Source organism: Pseudomonas sp. ef1, from assembly GCF_007293365.2.
Taxonomy (GTDB): domain Bacteria; phylum Pseudomonadota; class Gammaproteobacteria; order Pseudomonadales; family Pseudomonadaceae; genus Aquipseudomonas; species Aquipseudomonas siliginis.
Genome location: NZ_CM129815.1, coordinates 1,880,669 through 1,903,556 on the forward strand (window position 1 = coordinate 1,880,669; position 22,888 = coordinate 1,903,556).

14 protein-coding genes and 1 pseudogene are annotated in these 22,888 nt (G+C 61.7%); 9 read left to right on the top strand and 6 right to left on the bottom strand.

The window, feature by feature from the left end; translation table 11 throughout:
* Positions 1 to 13: 13 nt before the first annotated feature.
* Positions 14 to 862 (bottom strand): carboxylating nicotinate-nucleotide diphosphorylase, encoded by an 849-nt coding sequence (nadC, locus tag FEE99_RS08480; protein ID WP_016771747.1) that lies wholly within the window; start codon positions 860 to 862, stop codon positions 14 to 16.
* Positions 863 to 1,128: 266 nt separating this feature from the next.
* Between nadC and FEE99_RS08485 the strand changes: the two genes are divergently transcribed.
* The 4 genes from FEE99_RS08485 to FEE99_RS08500 all read left to right on the top strand — a co-directional run bounded on the left by FEE99_RS08485 (position 1,129) and on the right by FEE99_RS08500 (position 7,049).
* Positions 1,129 to 3,306, top strand: coding sequence for a DUF1631 domain-containing protein (locus FEE99_RS08485; RefSeq protein ID WP_041477936.1), 2,178 nt, complete (start codon positions 1,129 to 1,131; stop codon positions 3,304 to 3,306).
* A gap of 64 nt (positions 3,307 to 3,370) precedes the next feature.
* Positions 3,371 to 3,931 (top strand): 1,6-anhydro-N-acetylmuramyl-L-alanine amidase AmpD, encoded by a 561-nt coding sequence (gene ampD / locus FEE99_RS08490; protein WP_041477937.1) that lies wholly within the window; start codon positions 3,371 to 3,373, stop codon positions 3,929 to 3,931.
* On the top strand, positions 3,928 to 4,767 hold the full coding sequence (gene ampE / locus FEE99_RS08495) for a regulatory signaling modulator protein AmpE (protein WP_041477938.1): 840 nt from the start codon (positions 3,928 to 3,930) through the stop codon (positions 4,765 to 4,767). Before ampD ends, ampE begins: the two co-directional genes overlap by 4 nt.
* Before the next feature lie 1,592 nt (positions 4,768 to 6,359).
* Complete coding sequence (locus FEE99_RS08500; RefSeq protein ID WP_370695133.1) at positions 6,360 to 7,049, top strand: methyl-accepting chemotaxis protein; 690 nt, start codon at positions 6,360 to 6,362, stop codon at positions 7,047 to 7,049.
* A gap of 120 nt (positions 7,050 to 7,169) precedes the next feature.
* Here the strand turns inward: FEE99_RS08500 and FEE99_RS08505 are convergent.
* Positions 7,170 to 7,441 (bottom strand): annotated as a pseudogene (locus FEE99_RS08505) (TatD family hydrolase); the annotation flags it as partial.
* Between the two features lie 196 nt (positions 7,442 to 7,637).
* On the opposite strand from FEE99_RS08505, the gene FEE99_RS08510 reads away from it, so the two are divergent.
* Positions 7,638 to 8,111 (top strand): hypothetical protein, encoded by a 474-nt coding sequence (locus FEE99_RS08510; RefSeq protein WP_081932429.1) that lies wholly within the window; start codon positions 7,638 to 7,640, stop codon positions 8,109 to 8,111.
* Positions 8,112 to 8,383: 272 nt separating this feature from the next.
* Here FEE99_RS08510 and FEE99_RS08515 read toward each other — a convergent pair whose 3' ends face one another.
* On the bottom strand, positions 8,384 to 9,160 hold the full coding sequence (locus FEE99_RS08515; RefSeq protein ID WP_041477941.1) for a TatD family hydrolase: 777 nt from the start codon (positions 9,158 to 9,160) through the stop codon (positions 8,384 to 8,386).
* A gap of 3 nt (positions 9,161 to 9,163) precedes the next feature.
* Entirely contained in the window at positions 9,164 to 10,159 is a 996-nt protein-coding gene (gene cra / locus FEE99_RS08520; RefSeq protein ID WP_041477942.1) for a catabolite repressor/activator, read from the bottom strand.
* A 305-nt stretch (positions 10,160 to 10,464) separates the two neighbouring features.
* Here cra and ptsP point away from each other — a divergent pair, with 305 nt between their 5' ends.
* The 4 genes from ptsP (at position 10,465) to FEE99_RS08540 (ending at position 17,668) form a co-directional block, all read left to right on the top strand.
* Positions 10,465 to 13,326: a phosphoenolpyruvate--protein phosphotransferase gene (gene ptsP / locus FEE99_RS08525; RefSeq protein ID WP_041477943.1), complete on the top strand. Its 2,862-nt coding sequence runs from the start codon at positions 10,465 to 10,467 to the stop codon at positions 13,324 to 13,326.
* Positions 13,326 to 14,267: a 1-phosphofructokinase gene (gene pfkB / locus FEE99_RS08530; protein ID WP_041477944.1), complete on the top strand. Its 942-nt coding sequence runs from the start codon at positions 13,326 to 13,328 to the stop codon at positions 14,265 to 14,267. The genes ptsP and pfkB overlap by 1 nt, the downstream gene beginning before the upstream one ends.
* Positions 14,268 to 14,278: 11 nt before the next feature.
* Positions 14,279 to 16,012, top strand: coding sequence for a PTS fructose-like transporter subunit IIB (locus FEE99_RS08535; protein ID WP_041477945.1), 1,734 nt, complete (start codon positions 14,279 to 14,281; stop codon positions 16,010 to 16,012).
* 114 nt (positions 16,013 to 16,126) lie between these two features.
* Positions 16,127 to 17,668 (top strand): alkaline phosphatase D family protein, encoded by a 1,542-nt coding sequence (locus tag FEE99_RS08540; protein ID WP_041477946.1) that lies wholly within the window; start codon positions 16,127 to 16,129, stop codon positions 17,666 to 17,668.
* 104 nt (positions 17,669 to 17,772) lie between these two features.
* On the opposite strand, the gene FEE99_RS08545 is transcribed toward FEE99_RS08540, so the two are convergent.
* Positions 17,773 to 20,301, bottom strand: coding sequence for a PepSY domain-containing protein (locus FEE99_RS08545; RefSeq protein ID WP_041478013.1), 2,529 nt, complete (start codon positions 20,299 to 20,301; stop codon positions 17,773 to 17,775).
* Between the two features lie 235 nt (positions 20,302 to 20,536).
* Positions 20,537 to 22,852: a TonB-dependent receptor gene (locus FEE99_RS08550; RefSeq protein ID WP_041477947.1), complete on the bottom strand. Its 2,316-nt coding sequence runs from the start codon at positions 22,850 to 22,852 to the stop codon at positions 20,537 to 20,539.
* Between the last annotated feature and the right edge of the window lie 36 nt (positions 22,853 to 22,888).

The window sequence follows — 22,888 nt, forward strand, 5'->3', positions numbered from 1 at the left end:
CTTGCCGCTGCGTTTAGAGGCTTAGTCGCATCGACAGATCCACCGCTTTGACATCCTTGGTCATCGCGCCGATCGAGATGTAATCCACGCCCGTTTCGGCGATCGGTAGCAGCGTGCTTTCGTTGATGCCGCCGCTGGCTTCCAGTTTCGCTTTGCCGGCGGTCAGGCGTACGGCTTCACGCATGTCGTCCAGGCTCAGTTCGTCGAGCATGATGATGTCGGCGCCGGCTTCCAGCGCTTGCTTCAATTCCTCAAGACTTTCCACTTCGATTTCCACCGGTTTGCCCGGGGCGATCTTGTGTGCGGCGGCCACGGCTTCGGCGATGCCTCCGCTGGCGGCGATGTGGTTTTCCTTGATCAGGAAGGCGTCGTACAGACCGATTCGGTGGTTGTGACAGCCGCCGCAGGTCACCGCATATTTCTGTGCCAGGCGCAGGCCGGGCAGGGTTTTGCGGGTGTCGAGCAACTTGACCTGCGTTTCGCCGACGAAGTCCGCCAGGTACTGCGCGCGCGTCGCTACGCCGGACAGCAACTGCAGGAAGTTCAACGCGCTGCGTTCACCGGTCAGCAGTGAGCGCGCCGGGCCTTCCAGGTGAAACAGCGGCTGATTGGCTTTGACCCGCTGGCCGTCGACCACTTGCCAATGCACCGCCACGCGCGGATCGAGCTGGCGAAACACCGCATCGACCCACGCGGTGCCGCAGATGACGGCGTCGTCACGGGTGATGATGGTGGCTTTGGCCAGGCGTTCGGCCGGGATCAGTTGCGCGGTGATGTCGCCGCTGCCGACGTCTTCGAGCAACGCACGGCGCACGTTGTTTTCGATTTCGGCGGTCAGATCGGCGAGACGTAGATTCGGCATAACGGACTCCACAAACAAAGTGGTTCGATTATAGGGGCAGGGCGCGAGCCAACCCAAGGCGAGAACGTTCGTGCCTGACGCATCTGGTCGATTTTCCTGCGCTGAGTGCGAGGTGTATGGCGTATAGGGGAAACCCTGAGGCCTATAGCATCGCTGGCCTGTTTTGCCAGATAATCCGCCTTGTATTTGACGTCATGGCTTTGACGAACGAGTCCAGTTGGGCAGTGTCAAAGCGACGAACCGAATCACCGTTCCAGGAGGCTTGGATGCGCAACGACGGGAAAGTGGTGCCTTTGCACCGGGCGACTGCCGATCTGGCGGACCACTCGCCGCTTGCCCGCTTGCCGGTGATTCTGCTGCAGGTTCGCGACAAGGCTGCCCAGCAGCTGCGCCACGATTTGCAGGAGCTGTTCGATAACGCCGACGACACGCTGTTCGAAATGGCCGACCGGGCGCGCAACGACGTCGATCAGAACATCTTTTTCGAAGCCATGCGTGACCTGCGCCTCAAGCGCAAGAATATCGAGCGCGGCTTTCTGGAACTGTTCTTTGAAGCCTTCGCCGGCCTTACCCAATACGACCCCGCCGCCAACTCCCTGCCACGCACGCCGGTGGTCGAAGAGTCGGCGCCGCGCACCGATGCCATGGAGCGTACCGTGGCCGTGCAGACCATGGTCAGCCGCGTGCTCAAGCGCGACGGCTTTGCTCTCGATCAACTGACCGCACGCTTCAGCTCGATGCTCGGCAAGCGTCTGGACGATCAGCACAATCCGCTGAGTCCGGCGATGCTCTGCGAATATTTCCTGCAGGCCGGGCGTAACCTCGGCGTCGAGATCAAGGTCAAGCTGATCCTGCTCAAGCTGTTCGAACGCTATGTGCTGGCTGACACCGAACAGTTGTATGGCGAGGCCAATCAGTTGTTGCTCGCCACCGGCGTGTTGCCACATCTGAAACCCGCCGTGGCTCGTCGCATGGTCGAGCCTGCGGACAGCGACACATTGATTGAAGATCTCGATGAGCCGCCAGCGGACGAAGGCATCGAGGAAGTGTTCGCCGCGATGCAGCAATTGCTCGCCCAGGTCCGCGGCCGCGTCACACCGACCCTGGAGCCCGGCGCACCCGCGCATCCGATCAACACCCGCGACCTGCTGCGGTTGTTGTCGCACTTGCAGCAATACGTACCGGCGCTCGAGGCTCAGGAAGATTTCGATCTGCGTCATCAGCTCGAACAGTTGCTGACCCGGGTCAGCGTCCGAAGTGGCCGCTCCCGCGTTGTCGCGACTGCCGACGAAGATGTGATCAACCTGATCGCCATGGTTTTCGACTGCATCCTCGACGATCGCAATGTGCCCGATGCGCTCAAGGCGCTGATCGGCCGATTGCAGATTCCGATGCTCAAGGTTGCGGTGCTGGACAAGAGTTTCTTCAGCCGCAGCACGCACCCGGCGCGGCGCCTGCTCAACGAAATCGCTGAGGCCGCAATGGGCTGGAGCGATTGCGACGGCGCTGAGCGCGACAACCTCTATGTGCGCATCGAGCAAGTGGTACAGCGCTTGCTCAGCGAGTTTGTCGACGACCCGGCGATCTTTTCCGAACTGCTCGCCGACTTCCTCGCCTTCACTCAGGAAGAGCGCCGCCGCACTGAACTGCTGGAACAACGCTTGCGTGATGCCGAGGAAGGCCGGGCAAAAGCCGAACTGGCTCAGCATCGCGTTGCACAGGCGTTGCAGCAGGCTCTGCTGGGCCTGGTGCTGCCGGCGACGGTGGTCAGTTTCGTCCAGCAGGCCTGGAGCAAAGTGCTGTTGCTGACCTGCCTCAAGCACGGCGATCAGTCCGCCGAATGGCATGCCGATGTGCAGACCATGGAACAGTTGGTCTGGAGCGTGCAACGCCATGACGACGGCGAATCCAGCCTGCGCCTGCTGGCACTGGTGCCGGGTTTGCTCAAGTCGCTGCGCGATGGCCTGAGCAGCACCGCGTTCGACCCCTTTGCCACCAGTGAATTTTTCGGTGAGCTGGAGGCTCTGCACGTGCGCGTGCTGGAGCGTTCCGACGATGCCGATCACAGCGCCATGCCGTTGATCGAAATTACCCCCGAGCTCTTGCAGCACAGTGCCGGCCAGACGCCAGCGACCCCGGCGCCGCGCCTGGCGCAAGACGATGCCGCTCTGTCTCAGGTCGAGCAGTTGCGAGTGGGCAACTGGGTGGTGTTCGATGAGGACGACGAACAGAGCTTGCGTTGCAAGCTTGCCGCGATCATCGAAGAGACCGGCAAATATGTCTTCGTCGACCGCACCGGGACGAAAGTGCTGGAGCACAGCCGCACCGACCTCGCCTTGGCTTTCAGCCGTGGCGTCGCGCGCGCACTGGATGACACCTTGCTGTTCGACCGCGCACTGGAATCGGTGCTGGGCGACCTGCGGCGACTCAATCGCGGCAAGTGATCGCGCGGTGAGGGCGGATCGCGGCATACTGGGCGCCCACATGGTCGGCGTTGAAGGAATCGGTATGCAGTTGGATCCCGCGAGCGGGTGGTGTCATGGCGTGCAGATCTGCCCGTCGCCCAACTTCAATGAGCGCCCGGCGGGCGAAGTGTCCCTGTTGGTCATCCACAACATCAGCCTGCCCCCGGCGCAATTCGCCACGGGCAAGGTGCAGGAATTTTTCCAGAATCGTCTGGATGTCACCGAACACCCGTACTTTGCAGGCATCGCTGACCTGCGTGTCTCGGCGCACTTTCTGATCGAACGTGACGGCAAGGTCACCCAGTTTGTCTCTTGTCTTGCGCGGGCGTGGCATGCCGGCGTTTCAATGTTCGAAGGCCGTGAAACCTGCAACGATTTTTCCGTGGGCATCGAGCTGGAAGGCACCGATGATCTGCCGTTCACCGACGAACAATATTGCTCGTTGACTGCGCTGACCCGGCAGTTGCAGAAACGCTTTCCAGCGATCACCGATCAGCGTATCTGCGGCCACAGCGATATCGCTCCGGGGCGCAAGACCGATCCGGGACCGGCATTCGACTGGGCACGCTACCGCGCCGCCCTGGCAAAAGAGGAAGGACAATGAGTTTTCTGGTGTTACTGCTGGCGCTGTGGATCGAGAAGTTTTCGGCCCTGCGCCATCGGCTTCAACGCGACGGCGGATGGATCCGCGAACTGCACAAACTCGAAAACAGCAAACGGCTGGCCAGGCAACCGTGGCTGGTGCTGACGATTCTGGTGCTGTTCCCGGTGGCGTTGCTGGCGCTGTTGCTGCTGGTGCTGGAACCTGTGGCTTACGGTTTGCTGGCGCTGCCGGTGCATTTGCTGGTGGTGATCTACAGCCTCGGACGCGGCGATCTGCTCGGCGGCCTCGGCCCGTTCCGCGATGCCTGGCGCCGTGAGGATCTGCAAGCGGCGGCCCACGTGGCCAAGCGCGACCTGGACATCTGCGCCGACAACGGCGAGCAGTTGCTCGAGCGGGTGCAAGGGCATCTGCTGTGGCAGGCCTATCAGAGTTTCTTCGCGGTGATCTTCTGGTACTTCCTTCTCGGCCCCGTGGCGGCATTGGCCTATCGTTTGCTGGCGCTGGCCGAAGAGCACGGCTGCAATCCGGCGCTGGTCGAGCGTGCTGCGCAATTGCGTCACGCTTTCGATTGGGTGCCGGTTCGTTTGCTGGCGGCAAGTCTTGCGTTGGTCGGCAACTTCGTCGCGGTCAGCCGAGTGATGCTGCATGAGCTGCTCAACTGGAACATCAGCGCTGCGCAGTTGATCAACAAGGTCGGCCTGGCCGCCGGGGAAGTTCCACCGCCAGTGGTCGGCCCGGACGGCATCAACACCCTCGATTGCCTGTGGGAACTGCTGCTGCGCGCGGCGGTGCTGTGGTATGCCGGGTTTGCCTTGTGGACGGTTCTGGTTCACTGATTCGCTGATTTACAGAAAGATCAAAAGATCGCAGCCTTCGGCAGCTCCTACCTTGGAACGCATTTCCCTGTAGGAGCTGCCGAAGGCTGCGATCTTTTTGCTTTTGATTTGGCGATCACTGCATTGCCATTAACCTTAAGTTACAAAACCTCCCGCCGATTTACGCTATACAGAGATAGCGCCCGATAGTGGCTATCTGCTCTCGTCCCGCGCCCGCCAATAAAAACAAGAAAAACCAAGGGAGACTTCCAGTGAAGAGCTTGCTCTATCCCGCCGTCTCGCTGATGAACCGTCTGAGCTTCGGCATGAAGTTCAGCCTGATCAGCGTGCTGTTCCTGGTGCCGATGCTGGTGACCAATTTCTATCTGGTACGCGATTCCTATCGCGAATTTCAGGGCACCCGCGTCGAATTGCAGAGCCTCGACCTGCTGGGCAGCAGCCTGACCCTGCGCGGGGATCTGGAGACCCTGAACAATCTGGTGCAGATCGACGTCACCCTCGGCCAGTCCGGCAAGGCCGGCAATGTCGAAGCGCAGATCCAGACGCTGGAGCAGGCTTTGCTCGCGCGGCTCGAAGGGCTGACGGCGATGACCGAAGACCCCGAGCAGATCAAGCAATTCGAGGCCAAGCGCGATGAAATGATCGCCGCGTTCAAGGCCCAGCAAGCAGAGAGCTCGCTGCAAAGCAAAAGCGCGTTGATCGGCAAGTTGCTGGCCAGTGCGCAGATTTTCAGCCAGATCATCACCAGTCAGGCCGGGTTGAGCCGCGACAACCAGAGCGACATTCGTCAGCTCAGCGAACTGGTTACGCTGATCACCCCCAGCGTCACGCAAACCCTCGGCGAAGGCCGGGCGATGGGTTCGTATTCGTTGGGCCAGGGCTTTCTCAACAGTTCCTCGAGCACGCGTTTCGACGAGTTGCTGGTGCAGATCGAAAAACTCCAGGCCGAGTACGCCCTGAAACTGCAAGACGCCCTCGGCTCCAGCAACGCCGCGCGCGAATCCCTTAGCGCGCAGGCTGAGAACAGCAAGGCCTCGCTGAAGCAGGCCAGCGAGCTGTTCGAAGAACAAGTGGTGATGGCCGACACCCTCGATGCGCCGTGGCAGGCATTCTACGATCAGGTCACCGGGCTGATGGAACACACCTACCAGCTCAATCAGGCCACGCTGAAATTTCTCGACAACCAGTTGCAGCAGCGTCTGGCGCAGAACCGCACGCACATGATTCTGCAAGCCTCTGCGCTGTCGGTGGTGTTTGTGCTGATTTTCTATCTTTATGGCGGTTTCTACGCCTCGACCCGGACCACCCTGAAAAGCCTGGGCGCGATGATGGACAAGGTCGCGGCCGGTGACATGACCGTCAACTTCAAGGCCAGCAGCCGTGATGAACTGGGCGAGTTGGGCGAGGTGTTCAACGGTACGGTGAAGAAGATTCACGACTTGATCGAACGTGTCGGGCATACCGTGGGTGAGGTCGAGCGGCAGGCCGGGCAGGTGGAGAGCGTGTCGGCGCAGAGCAATCAGGCTGTTGCTGGGCAGCGCTCGCAGATCGAACAGGTGGCGACGGCGATGAACCAGATGTCGGCGACCTCAATGGAAGTCGCCCGCAGTGCTGCGGCCGCGGTGAGCAGCGCCCACAGCGTCAACGACGAAACCCTCAGCGGACGCGGGCTGGTGGAATCGCAGCAGGGCAGCATTGCCGCGCTGGCCAGCGAGATTGATCAGTCGGTGCTGGTGATCAATCAACTGGCCAGCGACAGCCAGTCGATCAGCCGTGTGCTTGAGGTGATCAAGAGCATCGCCGAACAGACCAACCTGCTGGCGCTCAATGCGGCGATCGAAGCGGCGCGAGCCGGCGAGCAGGGGCGCGGTTTTGCCGTGGTCGCTGATGAAGTGCGCACGCTGGCCAAGCGTACCCAGCAATCGACCGAAGAAATCGAGCAGATGATCGCCAAACTGCATGGCGGCGTCGGCGCGGCGGTGAAGGCCATGGGCGTCAGCCATCAGATGGCCAACGGCACGGTGGGCCAGTCGGAGAAGGTCCAGCAGGCGCTGGAAAACATCCTTGGCGCGGTGGGCATGATCGTAGACCAGAACCAGCAGATCGCCGCTGCCGTCGAACAGCAGACCGCCGTGGCCCACGACATCGATCAGAACATCGTCGAGATCAACCGCGCTGGCGAACGCACAGCGCAAGGCGCGCACCAGACCGAAGATGCCAGCCGCGCGCTGTCGGCGCAGGTGGTTGAGCTCAAACAACTGATCAGCGCGTTTCGCGTCTGAGCCCCAAACAATCCTTGTAGGAGCTGACGAGTGCAACGAGGCTGCGATCTTTTGACTTTGCCTCTGAAGATCAAAAGATCGCAGCCTCGTTGCACTCGTCAGCTCCTACCCGGGTACGTGTTACCGGCCGAAGACTTCGCAGCAGTTGGCGGTGCTGGCAGCGGCGAGTTGTTCAGGCGTTATATTCATCAGCTCGGCCAACGCAGCGCAAATCGCCGGCAGATGTGCCGGGCTGTTGCGCTGGCCGGGGAACATGGCGGGGGCCATGTCCGGTGAGTCGGTTTCCAGCACCACCGATTGCAGCGGCAGTTCCGGCAGGTCGTTGCACAGCCGAGACCCAGTTTGAGTCCCGCTTGATGTATTACCCTGCCTCCTCGCTCGCTATCTAGAAACCCATCGCAGTTTTCCGTTTTCGCGTTCAGCGCAAGCATCTTCGTAGATTCTTGGTTTCGGCACGGCTGAGTGAAGCCGCTCGTCGGGACTGTCAGGTTTTACAGTAGGACGAGTTGGGTCAATCGGATTTACTAAATTGGCCTGAATGACCCAACGTATTTTCATCTTGTCTTTACTATGTTTTAAGGAGCGATCATGAAAGCAAGTAACAGATTTTCCGGTGGCAGACCTGCGCCTGGTGTAGAGAACGTTTCTGAAAAAAATACTATCACCAAAGAGGATTTTGAAAGGCTTAGCAAGAACGCGACTTTATATGACGGGGAGCTTCATGCGGTGAAGGGAGCTTACCGTGGAAAAATAAGATACAGATATTGGTGGAGTAGCGATGGAAGTATTTTTTACTGTTATTCCACAGAGTACACAATTAATGATCCAGATTATTTTGGAAGGCATAAGGCCAACATACATTTCAGTTTTGATGATGTTCAATGGTGGGGTATTGATTCTCCAGACAGTATGCGACAGGACGATAAGTGGAACGAGTGGGCTGTCGGAGGGTATGTAGGGGCAAATAAAAAAGCTCGAGTGTATGTCAGGTTTGATTTTGATCTTCCTTTCTTTGATGAGAGCGGGGAAAATTCCGTCTACTATACTTTTCCCGGAAAGTGACTTGCTGTTAGAAGTAGACAGGTTAAATCAAAATTTGGCCGTGGTATGTGCTGCTCTGTGCCCTCCGCTTTGTGGTCTTGGTCAAATTCCTTGAACTTATTGGAATATCGAAGATTTCGCAGTAGTGGGCTGAAAGCACTAAGTGATTACATCATTTAGCACAATCTAGAATGTAGGGGTGAGCCTGTTCGTAATAGCGGTCTGTCTGAAAGATAGCTGTAACTGACACACCGCTTTCGCGAGCAGGCTCGCTCCCACAGGGGATTGCGGTGCTACCAGCCGAAGACTTCGCAGCAGTTGGCCGTGCTGGCAGCGGCGAGTTGTTCAGCAGTGATATTCATCAGCTCGGCCAACGCCGCGCAAATCGCCGGCAGATGCGCCGGGCTGTTGCGCTGGCCGGGGAACATGGCGGGGGCCATGTCCGGTGAGTCGGTTTCCAGCACCACCGATTGCAGCGGCAGTTCCGGCAGCACCCGATGCATGCGCAACGCCTGCGGCCAGGTCGGTGCGCCGCCGAGGCCCAGTTTGAAACCAAGCTTGATGTATTCCCGCGCTTCTTCGCGGCTGCCGGCGAAGGCGTGGATGATGCCGGCGCGCTTGAGTTTGAAGCGCTTGAGCGTGGCGATCACCGCCGCGTGGCTGCGGCGTACGTGGATCAGCGCCGGCAGCTCGAAGTCCGCCGCCAGTTGCAGCTGCGCTTCGAACAACGACTGTTGCCGCTCGCGATCGAGGTCTTCGAGGAAGTAATCCAGGCCTATCTCGCCCACCGCACACAACTGCCGATGCCCGCGCAGGCGTGTCAGCCAGTCACCCAGTGCGAGCAAATCCTCGGAGCGATGCTGATCGAGGAACACCGGATGCAGACCGAACGCCGCATACAGGTCGGCATCGCTCTGCACCAGGTCCCACACCCGTTGCCAGTTACCCTGATGCACGCCCAGCACGACGATGCGCCGCACGCCGAGGGCGCGGCTTTCGGCCAGCAACTCTGCGCGATCGGCGTCGAAGTCGGGGAAGTCGAGGTGGGTGTGGCTGTCGATCAGCTCCACGCTTCAGTCCCGATGAATACGCTGCTTGAAGGTCCGCGCAATGGCTTGCACGCCCGGTTGGTAGTCGTCCTGCTCGACGGCGGCCAGGGCCAGTTCCAGGGCCTTGTCGGCGATCAACTGGTGTTGCTGGGACATGGCGTTGACCGGCAACGGCAGGAAATCCAGCAACTGCGTGTCGCCGAACGTGCCCAAGCGCAGCGGCCGCGATTTCAGCGGGAAATCATGCAGCGCATCGAACACGCCTTGCAGCAGCACGTAGGACGTTGTCACCAGCGCGTCAGGCAAATGCCCCAGACGCTGCAGGAGTTCTTCCATCAATTGCCTGCCGCACTCACGGCTGAATGACTCGGCGTGCTCGACCAGCACCTCACCTTTGAAGTCTTTGAGCGCTGCGCGGAAACCGGCAGCACGCTCCTGGCTGATGCTCAGCTCCGGCCGTGCGCCGAGCAGCACGATCTGCTTTGGCTGCGGATCGAGCAGGCTCTGGGTCAGATGCAGGCTGGCCTCGCGGTCGTCGCTGATCACCGAGCAGAAATGCTCCGGTTCCATGACCCGGTCGATGGCGATGATCGGCAGACCCTTGGCCTGCAACTGGCGATAGCTGTCATCACCGGCCGGCAGGCAACTGGCGACGATCAGCGCATCGCAACGGCGGGCGCGGAACAGTTGCAGCAACTGGCGCTCGCTGTCCGGCGCATCGTCGGAGCTGGCGATCAGCAATTGATAGCCGCGAGCCCGCGCGCCTTGTTCGAGCAACTTGGCGATCCGCGCGTAACTGGGGTTTTCCAGATCCGGCAGGATAAAGCCCAGGGTGCGCGTGTGCCGACTGCGCAGGCCGGCCGCTTGCGGATTGGGCGTAAAGCCGTGCAGATCGACCACCGCGCGCACGCGCTCGACGGTCGCGTTGCTGATGCGTTGCTGTTCGGCCTTGCCGTTGATGACGTAGCTGGCGGTGGTGACGGAGACGCCGGCCAACCGCGCAATATCACTGAGTTTCAACCCGGTATTTCCTTGTTTTTTCGAGCATGCCGCGACATTTTCGCCAATCCTACCCGATAAGGGCAGCCGACTTATTGCCTGGGCAGATCCGACCAGTTGGACTTCAAGGATGAGACATTATCGAGTAACGTGCCGATCAATCTAGATTAAACGTTTCAGCAAGCGTATTTTCTACGTTTTAGACGCCTTTGGCCGGTCCTGCCGTGAAACCGCCAAAACTGCCGCTGAAAAGCGCGGCAGAGCGCCTAAGCTGTGAACCATTCAAAACAATACCTGGCGTTGAACTGCGCCAAAAAGGAGATCGCATGCTCGAGCTCACTATAGAGCAGATATCCATGGGCCAGTCGGCCGTGGATAAACCCGCTGCCCTGCAATTGCTGGCCAGTCATCTGGTCGCCGATGGTCTGGTAGCCGACGGCTACCTCGCCGGCCTGCAGGCCCGGGAAGCCCAGGGCTCGACCTTTCTCGGTCAAGGCATCGCCATTCCCCACGGTACGCCGGAAACCCGCGATCAGGTATTCGCCACCGGCGTGCGCCTGATGCAGTTTCCCGACGGCGTCGATTGGGGCGATGGCCAGATCGTTTATCTGGCGATTGGCATCGCGGCGAAATCCGATGAACACCTGCGCCTGCTGCAACTGCTGACCCGCGCCCTCGGCGAGACCGATCTGGGCCAGGCCCTACGTCGCGCCAGCTCGCCCGAAGCGCTGTTGAAACTGCTGCAAGGCGCGCCGCAGGAACTGGCGCTGGACGCGCAGATGATCGGCCTCGGCGTGTCGGCCGATGATTTCGAAGAACTGGTCTGGCGCGGCGCACGTCTGCTGCGTCAGGCCGATTGTGTGAGCAACGGCTTTGCCGGCGTGTTGCAGCAGGTTGAAGCGCTGCCACTGGGCGACGGCCTGTGGTGGCTGCACAGCGAGCAGACCGTGAAGCGTCCGGGACTGGCGTTCGTCACCCCGGACAAACCGATGCGCTACCTCGGCCAGCCGCTTAGCGGACTGTTCTGCCTGGCGAGTCTGGGCGAAGCGCATCAGGCGCTGCTCGAGCGTTTATGCGCGTTGCTGATCGAAGGTCGTGGCCACGAACTGGGCCGCGCCACCAGCAGTCGCAAAGTCCTTGAAGTGCTCGGCGGTGAATTGCCTGCCGACTGGCCGAGTGCACGTATTGCCCTGGCCAATGCCCACGGTCTGCACGCACGGCCGGCGAAGATCCTCGCGCAACTGGCGAAAAGTTTTGATGGCGAAATCCGCGTGCGCATCGTCGACAGCCAGGACAGCGCCGTATCGGTGAAGAGCCTGAGCAAACTGCTGAGCCTCGGCGCCCGGCGCGGTCAGGTGCTGGAGCTGATTGCCGAACCGAGCATCGCCAGCGATGCCTTGCCGGCCTTGCTCGCGGCGATTGAAGAAGGCCTCGGTGAGGAAGTCGAGCCGCTGCCGGCCGTGAGTCAGCAGCGCGAAGTGATCGCCGACATCGCCGAAGTGCTGATCGCCCCGGCCTCCGGCAGCCTGTTGCAGGCGATTCCTGCCGCACCGGGCATCGCCATCGGCCCGGCGCACATTCAGGTCCTGCAAGCCATCGATTACCCGTTGCGCGGCGAGTCGGCGGCAATCGAGCGCGAGCGCCTCAAGCAAGCGCTGAGCGACGTGCGCCGCGACATCCAAGGCTTGATCGAACGCAGCAAGGCCAAGGCCATTCGCGAGATTTTCATTACTCACCAGGAAATGCTCGACGACCCGGATCTGACCGACGAAGTCGACACCCGCCTCAAGCAAGGCGAAAGCGCCGAAGCGGCGTGGATGGCAGTGATCGAAGCCGCCGCCAAACAGCAGGAGTCGCTGCAGGACGCGTTGCTCGCCGAGCGTGCCGCCGATCTGCGTGACATCGGCCGTCGAGTGCTGGCGCAATTGTGTGGCGTGCAAACCGCGAGCGAACCTGAGCAACCGTACATTCTGGTGATGGACGAAGTCGGCCCGTCCGATGTCGCGCGCCTGGATCCTGCGCGGGTTGCGGGGATTCTCACCGCGCGCGGCGGCGCTACCGCGCACAGCGCCATCGTTGCCCGTGCCCTCGGGATTCCAGCGTTGGTCGGTGCGGGGGCGGCAGTGCTGTTGCTCGAGCCGGGCACGCCGCTGTTGCTCGACGGTCAGCGTGGCCGTCTGCATGTCGACGCCGATGCCGCAACCCTCAAGCGTGCCGCCGAAGAACGAGACACCCGCGAGCAACGCCTGAAGATCGCCGCCGAACAGCGCCATCAACCAGCGCACACCACTGACGGCCACGCCGTTGAAGTGTTCGCTAACATCGGCGAAAGCGCTGGGGTGACCAGCGCGGTGGAGCAGGGCGCCGAAGGCATTGGCCTGCTGCGCACCGAACTGATTTTCATGGCCCACCCGCAGGCACCGGACGAGGCAACCCAGGAAGCCGAATACCGTCGCGTCCTCGATGGTCTGGCCGGGCGGCCGCTGGTGGTGCGCACGCTCGACGTCGGCGGCGACAAACCGCTGCCGTATTGGCCGATCGCCAAGGAAGAAAACCCGTTCCTCGGCGTGCGCGGCATTCGCCTGACCCTGCAGCGGCCGCAGATCATGGAAGCGCAACTGCGCGCCTTGCTGCGTTCGGCCGACAACCGTCCGCTGCGGATCATGTTCCCGATGGTTGGCAGCGTCGAAGAGTGGCGCCAGGCCCGCGACATGACCGAACGCTTGCGTTTGGAAATTCCAGTCGCCGACCTGCAACTGGGGATCATGATCGAGGTGCCGTCCGCCGCATTGCTTGCGCCAGTGCTGGCCAAGGAAGTGGATTTCTTCAGCGTCGGCACCAACGACCTGACCCAATACACCCTGGCCATCGACCGTGGTCACCCGACCCTGTCTGCACAAGCGGATGGCTTGCACCCGGCGGTCCTGCAACTGATCGACATCACCGTGCGTGCCGCCCATGCCCATGGCAAATGGGTGGGTGTCTGCGGCGAGCTGGCGGCGGATCCGCTGGCGGTGCCGGTGCTGGTTGGCCTCGGTGTCGACGAGCTCAGCGTGTCCGGGCGCAGCATTGCCGAAGTCAAGGCGCGCATCCGTGAACTCAGCCTGCCCCAGGCGCAAACCCTCGCTCAACAGGCCCTGGCCGTGGGCAGCGCGAATGAAGTACGCGCATTAGTGGAGGCCCTGTAATGGCCAAAATTCTCACCCTGACACTCAATCCGGCACTCGACCTCACCGTCGAGCTGTCACGGCTGGATGCCGGTCAGGTCAATCGCAGTGAGGAGATGCACACCCACGCTGCGGGCAAAGGCGTCAACGTCGCCCAGGTGCTGGCGGATCTCGGCCATCAGGTCACCGTCAGCGGCTTTCTCGGCGAAGACAATCAGCAAGCGTTCGAAACCCTGTTCGCCAAACGCGGTTTTGTCGATACGTTCATCCGCGTGCCGGGCGAGACGCGCAGCAACATCAAGGTTGCCGAACAGGATGGGCGCATCACCGACATCAACGGTCCGGGGCCAATGGTCGACGCAACGGCGCAGCAAGCCTTGCTTGATCGCTTGCTGCAGATCGCACCGGGGCACGATGCGGTGGTGGTCGCCGGCAGTCTGCCGCGTGGCGTCACTGCGCAATGGTTGCGCGAGCTGATTGAACGGCTGAACGCGCTCGGCTTGAAAGTCGCCCTCGATTCCAGTGGTGAAGCCTTGCGCGTCGCGTTGCAGGCCAGCCCCTGGCTGATCAAACCGAACACCGAAGAATTGGCCCACGCACTCGGCTGCGAAGTGGTCTCGCCGATCGCCGAAGCACAAGCCGCCGCACGTTTGCATGCGCAAGGCATCGAGCACGTGGTGATCTCTCACGGCGCTGACGGGGTCAACTGGTTCAGTGTCGGCTCGGCCCTGCATGCCTCGCCGCCGAAAGTCAGCGTGGCCAGCACGGTCGGTGCCGGCGATTCATTGCTGGCTGGCATGCTCCACGGTCTGCTCAGTGCTGATACGCCGGAGCAAACCCTGCGCACCGCCACCGCGATTGCGGCAATGGCGGTGACCCAGATCGGTTTTGGCATCAACGACGCTGCGCAACTGGCGCAGCTCGAACAGGGCGTGCGCGTGCGCCCCCTGACAGAACAATAAGAGGGTTTGTGATGAAGTTAGCCATTGTTACGGCTTGCCCGAACGGCATGGTCACCAGTGTGCTGTGCGCGCGCCTGCTCGATGCAGCGGCGCAGCGCCAGGGCTGGAGCACCAGCGTTGAAGTGGTCGATCCGGCACACCCGGAACGCGAATTGTCGGCGGCGACCATCGAAGCCGCCGAGTGGGTGTTGCTGGTCACCACTGGTGCGGTGGACATGAGCCGGTTTGTCGGCAAGCGCGTGTTCCAGATCGCTCCGGCGCAGGCCTTGCAGGATGTCGAAGCGGTGCTGCGTCGCGGTGCTGAAGAAGCCGAAGTCTACGTGGCCAGCGCAGTCGAACCGGCGATTGATGCGCCACGTGCGCCGCGCATCGTCGCCATCACGGCCTGCCCGACCGGCGTCGCCCACACCTTCATGGCCGCCGAAGCGTTGCAGCAGACCGCCAAGCGTCTGGGCTATGAATTGCAGGTCGAAACCCAAGGCTCGGTCGGCGCGAAAACCCCGCTCAGCGCAACGGCCATCGCCGAGGCTGACGTGGTGCTGCTGGCGGCGGATATCGAGGTCGCCACCGAGCGTTTCGCCGGCAAGAAAATCTATCGCTGCGGCACGGGCGTTGCGCTGAAGCAGTCTGAAGCGACTTTGAAAAAAGCCTTGGCCGAAGGCGCTGTCGAAAGTGCGGCAAGCGACGGCAAGGCCCCGGCCAAGTCCGAGAAAACCGGCGTCTACAAGCACCTGCTCACGGGTGTGTCGTACATGCTGCCGATGGTGGTGGCGGGTGGTTTGCTGATCGCATTGTCGTTCGTGTTTGGCATCACCGCTTACAAGGAAGAAGGCACGCTGGCGGCGGCGTTGATGCAGATCGGCGGCGAAACCGCGTTCAAGCTGATGGTGCCGCTGTTGGCCGGTTACATCGCCTACTCGATTGCCGACCGCCCGGGCCTTGCGCCGGGGATGATCGGCGGTTTGCTGGCGGGCACTCTGGGCGCCGGATTCATCGGCGGGATCATTGCTGGTTTCATTGCCGGTTACGCCGCCAAAGCCATCGCCCGCTATGTGAAATTGCCGCAGAGTCTGGAAGCGCTGAAGCCGATTCTGATCATTCCGTTGCTGGCCAGTCTGGTCACCGGTCTGGTGATGATTTACGTGGTCGGCAAACCGGTCGCCGGCATGCTCGCCGCGCTCACCCAGTTCCTCGACAGCATGGGCACCACCAACGCGATTCTGCTCGGCGTATTGCTCGGCGGCATGATGTGCGTCGACCTCGGCGGGCCGATCAACAAGGCTGCCTATGCGTTTTCGGTGGGGCTGCTGGCCTCGCAGAGTTACGCACCGATGGCCGCGACCATGGCCGCCGGCATGGTGCCGCCGATTGGCTTGGGCATCGCCACCTTCATTGCCCGGCGCAAGTTCGCCCAGACCGAGCGCGAGGCCGGCAAAGCAGCGTTCGTGCTCGGTTTGTGCTTCATCTCCGAAGGGGCTATTCCGTTCGCTGCGAAAGATCCGCTGCGGGTGATCCCGGCGAGCATCGCTGGCGGTGCGCTGACCGGCGCCTTGTCGATGTACTTCGGCTGCAAACTGATGGCGCCGCACGGCGGCTTGTTCGTGCTGGCGATCCCCAATGCGATCAACCATGCGCTGCTGTATCTGCTGGCGATTGTCGCGGGGAGCCTGGTCACGGCGGTGGTGTATGCGCTGCTCAAACGGCCGGAGGCTGTCGAACTGGCAGTCGAACCCGTCAACGCCTGACCGACAACACCAAATCCCTGTGGGAGCGAGCAGGCTCGCTCCCACAGGAGTCTGCATTGTCATAGCCGGTTCATACACCCGTGCTTAAGTTTTCCCTTTTGCAGGGAGAACACCATGAGCGATTTCAATCTCGGTCGGCGTCGCGTCATGCAAGCGGTTGGCGCCGGGCTGTTGCTGCCGGGGCTGGCGCCGGCGGTGATTGCCTCGGTCAAGGATCGTCCGCAGCTCACCGACGGCGTGCAGTCCGGCGACCTGCTCGGCGACCGCGCGATGATCTGGAGTCGCAGCGATCGGCCGGCGCGCATGGTGGTCGAGTGGGACACCGGCAGCCTGTTCGGCAACCCGCGCAAATTCGTCTCGCCACTGGCCGATGCGCGCAGCGATTTCACCGCCCGCGTCGAACTCACCGGCCTGCCGGCCAACCAGGCGATCTTTTATCGCGTGCACTTCGAAGATGCCCAGAGCGGGGTCGCCAGCGAGCCGTGGTTCGGCCATCTGCGCAGCGTGCCGACGGCCAGGCGCGACATCCGTTTTGTCTGGAGCGGTGACACCGTCGGCCAGGGCTTCGGGATCAACCCGGACATCGGCGGCATGCGCATTTACGAAGCCATGCGCCTGCGCCTGCCGGACTTCTTTATTCACAGCGGCGACACCATCTACGCCGACGGCCCGGTGCCCGCGCAACTGACCACGGAAAGCGGGCGCATCTGGCGCAATGTCACCACCGAAGCTAAAAGCAAAGTCGCGCAGACCCTCGACGATTATCGCGGCAACTATCGCTACAACCTGGTGGACGAAAACATCCGCCGCTTCAACGCCGAAGTGCCGCAGATCTGGCAGTGGGACGACCACGAAGTGGTCAACAACTGGTCGCCGGGCAAGCAACTGGATGAGCGTTATCAGGAGAAAGATATCCACAAGCTGGTCGGCCGTGCGCGGCAGGCTTGGCTCGAATATGCGCCGATGCGTTTGCAAGCGGCGGACGGCGGCGGGCGCATTTATCGCAAGCTCAGTTACGGGCCGATGCTCGACGTATTCGTGCTGGATATGCGCAGCTATCGCGAAGCCAACGACGACAACCTGGGCGCGGCAAAACCGTTTCTCGGCCGCGAGCAGCTGGACTGGCTCAAGCGTGAACTGCAGGCATCGAAGGCACAGTGGAAAGTCATCGCCGCCGACATGCCCATCGGCCTTGGCGTGCCGGACGGCGAGGTCAGTCCGGGCGTTGCGCGTTGGGAAGCCGTGGCCAACGGCGACCCCGGCCCGGCGCAGGGGCGAGAGCTGGAAATCGCCGAGCTGCTCGGATTCCTGCGCGCGCAGCAGGTGCGCAATTTCGTGTTTCTGACGGCGGACGTGCACTACTGCGCGGCGCATCACTATCATCCGGACCGCGCGGCGTTTCAGGATTTCGAACCGTTCTGGGAATTTGTCGCCGGACCGTTGAACGCCGGCAGTTTCGGGCCGAATCCACTGGACAAGACGTTTGGCCCGGAGGTGGTTTTCGAAAAGGCGCCGCCCGCACAGAACACCTCGCCGTTCGCCGGGTTTCAGTTTTTTGGCGAGGTGAATATCGAAGGGCAGAGCGGCGAGATGAGCGTGGTGTTGCGGGATCTGGATGGGGTAGCAGTGTTTGAGCAGAAATTGCAGCCGATTTGATCTCTGTAGGAGCTGCCGAAGGCCGCGATCTTTTGACTTTGATTTTTTGAAAACAAGATCAACAGATCGCAGCCTTCGGCAGCTCCTACAAAGCAACGGGTTTTTCAGTAAACATCCCGGCGATAGCGGCCCTGTTCGATCAGACGTTCGACTTCGGCGCTGCCGAGGATATCGTTGAGCGCCTGGTCTACGCCTGAGGCCATCCCTTGAAGGCTGCCGCAGATATAAATGACGGCACCATCAGCCAACCACTTCTTCAGTTCATCCGCCGACTCACGCAAGCGATCCTGCACATAAACCTTCTCAGCCTGATCCCGCGAAAACGCCAGATCCAGCCGCGCCAGATCACCATTGACCACCCATTCCTCGAGCTCGGCGCGGCAGAGGAAGTCGTGCTCGCGGTTGCGCTCGCCGAACAGCAGCCACTGCCGTTGCTGACCATCGGCAATGCGTGCCTTGAGCAGGCTGCGCAGGCCGGCGAGACCTGTGCCGTTGCCCAGCAGGATCATCGGCACGGGTTCGTTCGGCAGGTGGAAACCGCTGTTGCGCCGCACGCGCAGGCTGATGCTGCCGCCCACAGGCGCATGCTCGGTGAGCCAGCCGGAGCCTATGCCGAGGCTGCCGTCGTTGTGCTGTTCCTGACGCACGATCAGCTCCAGCACGCCGTCAGCGGCAATCGAGGCGATGGAGTATTCGCGCATGGCCAGCGGCACCATCGCGTCGACCAGCGACTGCGCATGCAGGCCGACCAGATGCGCGCGGTGTTCGGGCAGTTGGCGTGAGGCGAGGGCCACTTCCAGTGGTTCGTCGATGCCGTTGACCTTCACCGGTGTTTCGCCACGGATGCCGAGGCCGTCGAGGAAATGCTCGATGGCCCACGGGCAATTGCGTGGCAACACTTCGACCAGGTCACCAGCCAGCCAGCTGCGGGTGTCCGGGGCTTTGAGGCCGAGCAGAAAGACCGGCGCGCCGCTGCTGTCGGGGTTCATCAGTTCGCGCCGCACCAGCGTCCAGTTGTCGTAGCTGGGTGCTTGCCAGGTTTCGCTCGGCGCCTGTCCGGTGAGCTGGCCGAGTTGCGTTTGCCAGTGACGCAGCGCGTAGGGATCGGCGCTGTCGACCTCCACCGGGGCGAACAGCGTCTTGCCGCCGTGCTCGCCGAGCCATTGATGCAAGCGTTTGGCGAAGCCACAGAAGTGCGCGTACTGCCGATCGCCGAGGCCGAGCACGGCGTAGTTGAGCCCATCGAGTGTCGAGGCTTTGGCCAGCACTTTGCGTTCGAAACCACGGGCGCTGTCCGGCGCTTCGCCGTCGCCGAAGGTGCTGACCACGAACAACGCGTTATTGGAATCCCGCAGATCCTGTTCGCTGAGATTGGCCAGCGGCTGCACGTTGACCGGCAGCCCGGCGGCCTGCAATTGCCCGGCGGTCTGCCACGCCAATTGTTCGGCGAAACCACTTTGACTGGCGAAACCGATCAGCCAGGCCGAAGCCTCGGCGGACGGTTGCGCGAGGCCTTGGCGGGCATCCTTGATCTGCTTTTTCTTGCGCCGACGGTCCACATACAGCAGCCAGCCAGTGATGAAAAACAGCGGCATGCACACCGCCGCAATCGTCACGATGATGCGCCCGACGAGGCCAAAATAGCTGCCCACGTGCAGCGCATAAATGCTCGTCAGCAGTTGGGCCTTGAAGCTTTTGTCGGCATAGCGGTCGACGCGTTTGACCACTCCGGTGGCCGGATCGAGGGTGATCTGATTCAGCGCGCGGTCATGGGGCGAGCTGTCGAGCAGGTAGAACACCGTCGCCGGCTGGCCGGCCACCGCCGGCATGCGAATGTTGTACGCGGCCAGACCCGGGCCGGCAGCGCTGTAGATGCTGCTCCACATCGCTGCGTAGTCGGCGGTCGGTGCCGGGCCTTCCGGCGCCGGGCCGCGACCGCCGCGCACGCGTTCGTTTTGCGGCGCGTCGGAAAGCAGTCGGGTCAGGCCCTTGTTGTACCACTCGTACGACCATGACAAGCCGGTCAACGCCAGCAGCAGATAGACCAAAAGGCACCAGGTACCGGCCACCGAGTGCAGATCCCAATTGAACGCGCGGCCTTTCTTTTTCCAGTCCAGGGTCAACCACACGCGCCAGCTGTTCCACTGGCGTGGCCAGCGCAGATAAAGGCCGGAGAGGCAGAAGAACAGCAGCATCAAGGTACAGGCGCCTGTAATGTTGCGCCCGGTGTCGCCCATGGCGAGGAAGCGGTGCAGTTGCAGCATCAGGCCGAAGAAGTCCTGACCGGTGGCGTCGCCCTTGAACTCGGCGGTGTACGGGTCGAAGTAGCGCATTTCGCCACGTCGTTCGCCCTTGGGCGGGGTGAAGAACACCCGTGCGGCGTGACCGCTGTCGGTCTCGACCCAGAGCATCGCGACTTTCTTGCCGGACGCAGCTTCGATGCGCTCCACCAGTTCCACTGGCGGCAGCACGCCGGCGACCTGTTTTTCCACCTGCAGAACGGACGGATTGAGCGCGCGCAGGATCTCGTCCTGAAACGAATAGGCCGCGCCGGTGATGCCCATCAGGGCCAGCACCAGCCCTGCGGTGATGCCAAAAAACCAGTGCAACTGGAACAGGGTTTTCTTCAACACTTCACTCGCCGTCCGTTCGGAAATTGTCATCACGGCGCGCATTATGCCGTGGGTTATCAAGAAGCGTTTTGCGTAACACACGAAAGCCCCGTTCAACTGAATGAACGGGGCCGAGCCTCGCGGCGCATTCCCTGTGGGAGCGAGCCTGCTCGCGAAAGCGGTGTGTCAGTCAGCATCGATGTTGCTGAAAGATTGCCTTCGCGAGCAGGCTCGCTCCCACAGGTATTCACATCGGTCAGAAGTGGAAATTGGTGCTCAACAGCGCCGTGCGTCCCGCCGCCTGATTGGCGAAGTGGGTCGAGAAGGCTTTGTCGTAATAGGTTTCGTCGGTCAGGTTCTGCACGTTGAGTTGCAGGTCGACGTTCTTGGTCAGCTTGTAGGCCGCCATCGCGTCGTAACGCACGTACGAATCGACCATCGTCGTGTTGGCGACACTGCCGTAGACGTCGTCGACGTAGAACGCGCCACCACCGATCGTCAGCTTTGGCGTGACCTGGTACGTGGTCCACAGGCTGGCGCTGTTTTTCGGTGTGTTCGGCAGATCGTTGCCGTCGTTGGCACGACCCAGCGGGCCGCCATCAACCTGTTCGCTGTCCATGAAGGCGTAACCGGCGAACACCTGCCACTTGTCGGTGATCTTGCCGCTGGCCGACAGTTCGAAGCCTTGTACGCGGGTCTTGCCGGCGTTCTCGTAGGAGCTGGTATCGACTTGCACGCGAGCGTTTTCCTTCTCGGTGCGGAAGATGTCGGCGGTCAGCGACAGGCGATCATTGAGCAGATCCCACTTGGTGCCGATCTCGTAGTTCTTGGTGGTTTCCGGCTCCATGTCGCTGCTCAGCAGGTTGCCGCTGCGATCCGGTGTGCCGCCCAGCGGGTTGCCTTCCTGACCTTCGCCCAAGGTGTTGCCCGGCGGTGTCGCCGAGGTCGCATAAGAGGCGTAGATGCTGCCGTTTTCCGCCGGCTTGTAGACCACGCCGAACTGACCGGTGACGAATTCGCTGGTGTCATCGCCCTTGGAGGTGGTGCGGCCAGCGGCGTTGTAAGTTTTGTAATCGGTGTCGAAGTGGTCATAGCGCAGGCCCATGTTCACCAGCCATTGCTCGGACAATTCCAGCGTGTCGAACACGTACAGCGCGTAGGTGTCGGCCTGGGTGTCGGTACCGGCGTAGTTACGCGAGATCGCGCCGTTCCACGGATCGTTCGGGTTCGGGTTCGACAGCGAGGTGCAGTTGTAACCGCTGGCGGCGCCGATCAGGCCCGGGTTGCAATTGGTGGTGACGGCGCTGGTGCGCGGGGTGGTGTCGGTGTTGACGTTGTACGAGGATTTCTCGCTCTGCTCACGGGTGTATTCGACGCCGGTGGAGAAGCTGTTCTTGAAACCGCCCACGTAGAAGGTGCCGAACAGATCGGTCTGGTTGGTGGTGGTTTCGGTGTTGCTCACCCGCGTGTTGGCCCGACGCCAGACGCTGCCGTTGTTGACGTTGCCCTTGCTGTCGTCCGGCTGGGTGAGGATGTAATCCTGCATGCTGCTGCCGTGGCGCAGGGTGTTCTTGATGGTCAGCGCATCATTGAGGTCGTGCTCGATGGCGAAGGTCGCGGTGTCGGTGCGGCCCTTGCGGAAGTCACGATCCAGACCGTAGAAATTGTCGTGATCGCCACCGGCGTACGGCTTGTCCGGGTTGGACTTGGTGCGTGCGGCCGAACCACCGGTGGGAATGGTGTACGGGATGCCCGAGTCCGGGGTGTCGTTGCTTTCCAGATGGTAGTAGTCGAGGTTGACGCGGGTGTCAGTGCCCAGGCCGAAGGCCAGCGACGGCGCGATACCCCAGCGGTCGTAATCGACCTTGTCGCGACCGGCGACGTTGCTTTCGTGGCTCATCAGGTTGAGACGGCCGGCAGCGCTGTCGCTGAACTGGTAGTTGCCGTCGAGGGTGTAGCGCTGGGTCTGGTCGGAGCCGTAGGTGAAGCCTCCGTCGAACGAGTTGCCCAGATGCGCTTTCTTGCTCACCAGGTTGATGCTGCCGCCGGCGGCGCCACGACCGCCAATCGCCGAGTTCGGGCCTTTGCTGACTTCGATGTTTTCAACAGCGAAGATTTCGCGGCTCTGCGAACCGGTGTCGCGCACGCCGTCCAGGTAAGTGTCACCCTGAGCATCGAAGCCGCGAATGAATGGACGGTCGCCCTGCGGGTTGCCGCCTTCACCAGCACCGAAGGTAATGCCCGGCACGGTACGCAAGGCGTCCTGCATATTCAGCGCACCGGTGTCCTTGAGCACTTGTTGCGGGATGACGGTGACCGAGCGCGGCGTGTCGACCAGCGGTGCGGTGTACTTGGGCGAGGAGGCTTTTTCGACCTGGTAGGAGGTCGAGTCCTGGGCTTCGCCGGTGATGGCGGTGGCGTCCAGGGCAATGGCGTTGCCGGAAGTTTTGCTCTCGGTTTTTTCCGCCGCGAAGACCATCTGCCCAGCGGAGCCGGCGGTGATTGCGACACCGATTGCCGAGGCGAGCAGACGTGGTGAACTGACCGGTAATTGTGCGTGTTGACGTGCCATTTTTATTCCCCTCCCCAAGGATTTGAGGCGGCGGAA